This is a genomic window from Caldisericum sp. (assembly GCA_022759145.1).
Lineage (GTDB): Bacteria > Caldisericota > Caldisericia > Caldisericales > Caldisericaceae > Caldisericum.
Genome location: JAEMPV010000004.1, coordinates 1 through 4,512, shown reverse-complemented (window position 1 = coordinate 4,512; position 4,512 = coordinate 1). Strand labels below are relative to the sequence as shown.

Here is a 4,512-nt window from a genome sequence, read left to right as displayed (position 1 = left end):
ATACTTTCAGTAGTTATTATTCTTATATCCGTAAGGAAAATTGGCAAATACGAGATTGCGATGTGGCAGGCAATGACTCTTGGTGCAATCCTCGTGTTGTTATCTGGTCAAATCTCCATAAAAGAAGCAATAAACGCAATTAATTTTGAAGTAATATTCTTCTTGTTCTTTATGTTCATCCTGGGAAGCGCCCTTGAACTGAGTGGCTCTCTTGAATATCTTGCATTTAAGATATTTAACAGAGCAAAAAGCGTAGATATCCTCATCCTTCAGATGTTGTTCTTTTTTGGAGTCTTATCTTCTATTTTTACAAACGACACTATTGCAATTGTAGGGACAGGACTTGCTCTTATTCTTTCGAGAAACCACAAAATCAATGCAAAACTTATATTGCTAACAGTTGCCTTTTCAGTTACGATTGGTAGCACTCTAACACCAATCGGCAACCCGCAAAACCTTATCATCGCAGTCCTCGGGAATGTTCGGAATCCATTTGCAACTTTCTTTATATACAATTTCATCCCAATGGTTATAAATTTCTTTCTTGCATGCATTGTTTTGAAGTTTTTCTTTAAGGAGGAATTTCATAACGAGGAACTAATACACGAGCAGGTAGAAATTGAGGACAAAAAACTTGCAAAAATCGTCTTAATTTCAAGCATAATCCTTGTCCTTTTAATTCTTGCAAAGGTTGTTGTTGCATATATCAACCCATCATACGATTTTCCACTTGTGTATATTGCATTTTTCTCTTCAATTCCTGTAATTCTATTTTCAGAAAGAAGAGTGAGGATCGTAAAAGATATTGATTACAAAACTCTCATCTTTTTTGCATCAATGTTTATCCTTATGAGAAGTGTATTTTTAAGTGGAGTAATACAAAACACCCTTTCAAAACTTCACTCGGACAATTTGGGCCCCATTCCAATACTTTTTATTTCGGTAATTATCAGTCAATTTGTTTCTAATGTTCCCGCATCCCTTATTCTTCTACCCCTCATAAAGCAATCGACTCAAACACTTATGGCGCTTGCATCAGGCACAACCATTGCAGGAAACCTAACAATTTTAGGCGCTGCCTCAAACATTATTGCAATTCAGAAAAGCGAAAAAGTTGGGCACACAATCTCTTTTATCGAGTTCTTTAAGGTTGGAGGTATCCTTACAATCCTAAACCTTTTAACATACAGCCTTTTCTACTTTGCAATTGGAAAATAAAATTGGGGGGCTTTAAGCCCCCGTAAAATCCTAAAAAGTACTTACTAAATTGTGTTCGATGAGCCTAAAACATCTCTAATCTTGTGCTTTACAAGGCTCTTTATCTCATCTCTTGCAGGTCCCAAATACTTCCTTGGGTCAAACTCTTCTGGGTGAAGCGCAAAGATTTCTCTTATGGTTGCAGTCATTGCAAGCCTGAGGTCAGTGTCGATGTTAATCTTGGTTATGCCCATTGTGGTTGCCTTTCTTAACATATCTTCTGGCACACCTTTTGCATCCCCAATTTTCCCACCGTATTTATTTATCTTCTCAACATACTGAGGAAGGACAGAAGAAGCACCATGCAAAACCAATGGGAATCCTGGGAGTCTTCTTGCAATCTCTTGAAGCCTATCAAAATCAAGTTTGGGTTCACCTTTGAATTTATAAGCACCGTGTGACGTCCCTATTGCGATAGCAAGAGAGTCAACGCCAGTCCTCTGAACAAATTCAACTGCCTTGTCAGGGTCGGTATAAACTGCTTCGTTGGATACAACATGCTCTTCAATGCCCTGGAGTTTTCCCAACTCTCCTTCAACGACTACACCCTTTGAATGTGCATACTCTACAACCTTCTTTGTTAGAGCAACATTCTCTTCAAAAGGCAAATGAGACCCGTCAATCATTACGGAAGTAAATCCTGCATCAATTACTTCCTTGCAAAGTTCAAAAGAATCACCGTGGTCAAGGTGGACTGCAATAGGAATCTCTGGAGCGTCCTCGGTTGCAGCCTCAATAAGTTTCATAAGATAAACAAGTTTTGCATAATTCCTTGCGCCTTTTGAAATCTGGAGAATAACAGGAGACCTCTCCTCTTTTGCAGCATCAATTACGCCCTGGAGAATCTCCATATTATTTACATTAAATGCACCAATTGCATACTTCCCGTATGCCTTTTTAAACAATTCATCAGTTCTTACTAATGGCATAATTCACCTCCTATGCCTCAATTATAATTCATTTTTCATTTCTTTGCTATATGCAAAATAAGAATACACCGTTAGATATAAAGACACTGCAATAACCGGAATGAGGATAAAGTATATTGAATAATCTTTGAAAAATACTCCAATTAGAGCAATCAATCCACAAATCTTAAACAATACCGAGCCCTGTTTATGTGTCTTGTCCCAAACGGTGTCCGATGAAAGGGTCCAGGGAGTCCTGATGCCTATAAACCAATTTCTCTTTGCATGCTGCAGCAACACACCAATCCCATAGAAAAGCACAGCCATTAAAATCCCAACAGTTACATCAATTGGCAACTTTAAGCCCAAATTGTATAAAATCGTATGCAGGTTAATAATTCCTGTAAAAACAACAAGTAGCAACACAAATTCATAGTATATGTCCACAAACTTCTCGATGTTCTTTCTCAAGGGGTCAATTCTTATGATAAACAAAAGCAAAAGTGGAAGCAAAATCATCATTGCTATTGAAAATGCATAAAATCCAGACTTACTCATAAACCCGTTGGGGTTGCCCTTTTCATCAAAATGCGTTGCAAGGGTTGTTGGAAGTTTGGGGTAAAAAACAAGCATCGCAATAATAAATGCAACTACAGCAATTGCAATTAAATACAAAAGAATTTTTTCTTTTTTCATCCGACACCTCCTCCAATATATTTTAGCACTAATACAACTTTAAACAGAGGTGCATTTACCAGATAACTTTCCTATTTAATTTAATTTCTACAACCAATTTCGTTCAAACCAGATTGGACAATTGCAGGTATTATTATCGGCAAAAAGATAAAAATTATAAAATACATAACCCCATTATTATCTTTTGAAACAAATTTAGCAAATGCATCGCAATACTTATACCACCAATACAAATTTGCTATTGGTATTATAAGTAGCCACCCTGTTGGAATATTTGCGCCTAAACTATTCATCTCTTCCTTTGTCTGAACCGCCCAATAAAGATAGTAAATCCCAAAAGTAAGAATTGACAAAAGGTAAACCATTAAAATACTCCTGCACTTAACCATCTATTCCTCCTTCTTTTAAGTAAAATGTAAAGTCTGTCGAAAATATTCTATCACTCAATTGATTAAATCCAAATAGCTCCCTAAAAAATGCAAGGGTATCTCCACAGTCTTTTAAAATATTACTATTTCAGTTATAATATTTACGTGGTAAAAGTGCTATTGTTTGGTGAAGCAAAAAGAATTCTAGGTAGAGATTCAATTCAAATTGAATTTAAGGGCTCATTAAAAGCCCTAAAGGAAGAATTATTAATGAAATACCCCGAGATTGCTCCAGTTTTAAATATTAGCGCTTTTGCCGTAAACAAGGAATACAAAAAACTTGAATACGAATTAAAAGGCAATGAAACTGTTGCAGTTATTCCCCCGGTAGGAGGAGGCTAAGATGGTAAAACTAACGAAAGAAAAAATAAACGAAAAAGAACTTATTGAAAATTTAAGAAATGAAGAAGGTGGAAGTGTGGTCGTATTTTTAGGTGAGCCACGAAAAGGAAAAGATGATGGCGATGTTTCATCAATCGAATACACCGCTTACGAAGAGATGGCAATTCAAGAACTTAAAAAAATAGAGGAAGCCGCCTTAAATAAAGAAGGTATTCTTGATGTTATAATCGTGCACCGTCTTGGGGACATTCCCCTGAAAGAAACATCACTTTTCGTTGGCGTCTCTTCGAGGCACAGAGAAGAGGGCTTTGAAATAGCGCAATGGATTATCGACGAAGTTAAAAAAATTGTCCCAATATGGAAGGAGATAAAATATGAAGGGAACAGGAACAGTTAAAGCAATAAGAGGTGAATATATAGAAGTCCAGGCACCAAGGGAATCAGAATGCTCTTCCTGTGGGTTAAAGGATAGTTGTGCAAATAATTCCCTTAAGGGTGGGCAGACGCTTTTGGTTAGAAATACGATTGGAGCAGAGGTTGGCGATTATGTTGAGTTTGAGTTTAAAGAGTCCGATCTTAATAGGGGCTTGTTTATTGTCTATGGAATACCCTTGTTATTCATTGTGATTGGCGCAATTATAGGCTCTATCCTCGAATTCCGATTTAATATAAAAATTTCAAACCTAAAAGATTTTACTACTTTTGTTACAACAATCATTTCGCTTTCTGTGGGAATAGTTACCGTAATGATTATTGATAAAAATGTAAAACCCTACTCATATACTACTAAAATCATATCACGGGAAATTATTAAGCCACTACTTTAAATTAAGTTGTTTACCGCAAAACTAAAATAATCCTCGCTATTTTTACCAAGGATT

General features: G+C 36.3%; 7 protein-coding genes. 4 read left to right on the top strand and 3 right to left on the bottom strand.

The features are described 5' to 3' along the window. Positions 1-1,218: an anion transporter gene (locus JHC30_00220; protein ID MCI4462593.1), complete on the top strand. Its 1,218-nt coding sequence runs from the start codon at positions 1-3 to the stop codon at positions 1,216-1,218. Positions 1,219-1,262: 44 nt separating this feature from the next. Here the strand turns inward: JHC30_00220 and fba are convergent, their stop codons facing one another. The 3 genes from fba to JHC30_00205 form a co-directional block, all read right to left on the bottom strand. Beyond that, positions 1,263-2,186, bottom strand: a complete 924-nt coding sequence (gene fba / locus JHC30_00215; protein MCI4462592.1) for a class II fructose-1,6-bisphosphate aldolase — start codon at positions 2,184-2,186, stop codon at positions 1,263-1,265. A gap of 21 nt (positions 2,187-2,207) precedes the next feature. Beyond that, positions 2,208-2,861 carry an SdpI family protein gene (locus JHC30_00210; protein MCI4462591.1) on the bottom strand — a complete coding sequence of 218 codons (654 nt, stop codon included), beginning with the start codon at positions 2,859-2,861 and terminating at the stop codon, positions 2,208-2,210. An 80-nt stretch (positions 2,862-2,941) separates the two neighbouring features. After that, positions 2,942-3,250, bottom strand: coding sequence for a DUF4234 domain-containing protein (locus tag JHC30_00205; protein ID MCI4462590.1), 309 nt, complete (start codon positions 3,248-3,250; stop codon positions 2,942-2,944). A gap of 159 nt (positions 3,251-3,409) precedes the next feature. Between JHC30_00205 and JHC30_00200 the strand changes: the two genes are divergently transcribed. Genes JHC30_00200 through JHC30_00190 form a run of 3 tightly spaced genes read left to right on the top strand, consistent with a single transcriptional unit; the run spans position 3,410 to position 4,458 of the window. Continuing rightward, the gene (locus tag JHC30_00200; protein MCI4462589.1) at positions 3,410-3,631 is read left to right on the top strand and encodes a MoaD/ThiS family protein; all 222 of its coding nucleotides are present in this window, start codon (positions 3,410-3,412) and stop codon (positions 3,629-3,631) included. Position 3,632: 1 nt separating this feature from the next. Next, on the top strand, positions 3,633-4,028 hold the full coding sequence (locus JHC30_00195; protein ID MCI4462588.1) for a molybdenum cofactor biosynthesis protein MoaE: 396 nt from the start codon (positions 3,633-3,635) through the stop codon (positions 4,026-4,028). Beyond that, entirely contained in the window at positions 4,006-4,458 is a 453-nt protein-coding gene (locus JHC30_00190; GenBank protein ID MCI4462587.1) for a SoxR reducing system RseC family protein, read from the top strand. Before JHC30_00195 ends, JHC30_00190 begins: the two co-directional genes overlap by 23 nt. Positions 4,459-4,512 lie beyond the last annotated feature (54 nt).